1 protein-coding gene is annotated in these 735 nt (G+C 72.0%); it reads left to right on the forward strand.

Annotated elements, in window-relative coordinates; translation table 11 throughout:
• Window positions 1–735, forward strand: a 735-nt coding sequence (locus CCN72_RS33425) for a polysaccharide deacetylase family protein (protein WP_244174602.1), incomplete at both ends; no start/stop codon positions are given.

The raw sequence follows: 735 nt of genomic DNA on the forward strand, positions 1-735 counted from the left end.
CGCCCGTGCTCACCCCGGGTCCCGGCGGCCTCACCCCGGTCTTCGAACACGGCCCGCGCGACAAGGGCAAGATCGTGGCGTTCTCCTTCGACGCCGACATGACTGCCGACGAGGGGCCCCGCGCCGCCTCCGGCGAGCACTTCGACAACCCCGGTCTGATCGGCGCCCTGCGAACGCTGAAGGTGCCCGCGACCATCTTCATGACCGGCCGGTGGGCCGAGGAGTACCCGGACGAGGCCCGCAGTCTCGGGGGCGACCCGCAGTTCGAGGTCGCCAACCACTCCTACAGCCACTACGCGTTCACCCCGAGCTGCTACGGCCTGCCGACCATGGACGCGGAACACGGACGCGCGGATGTCGAGCGGGCCTACACCGCCTTCCGCAAGGCGGGCCTGCGCAACGCGCTGCCGTACCTCCGTTTCCCGGGCGGCTGTTACGACCAGCAGACGCTGCGCGCGTTCAGCGGGCTCGGTGTGACCGCGATCCAGTGGGACGTGGTGAGCGGGGACGCGTTCGCCACGGACGCCGACGCGGTGGTCAAGCAGGTGCTGGACGGGGTGCGGCCCGGCTCGGTGGTCGGGGCGGCGCTGCGGGTGCAGTGCATGACGACCACCGAGCCGGGCCGCACCCCGTCCAGCACCTGCTTGACCACCGCGTCGGCGTCCGTGGCGAACGCGTCCCCGCTCACCACGTCCCACTGGATCGCGGTCACACCGAGCCCGCTGAACGCGCGCA

The sequence above is a fragment of the Streptomyces murinus genome (assembly GCF_002154555.1).
In the GTDB taxonomy this organism is placed as follows: Bacteria; Actinomycetota; Actinomycetes; order Streptomycetales; family Streptomycetaceae; genus Streptomyces; species Streptomyces murinus.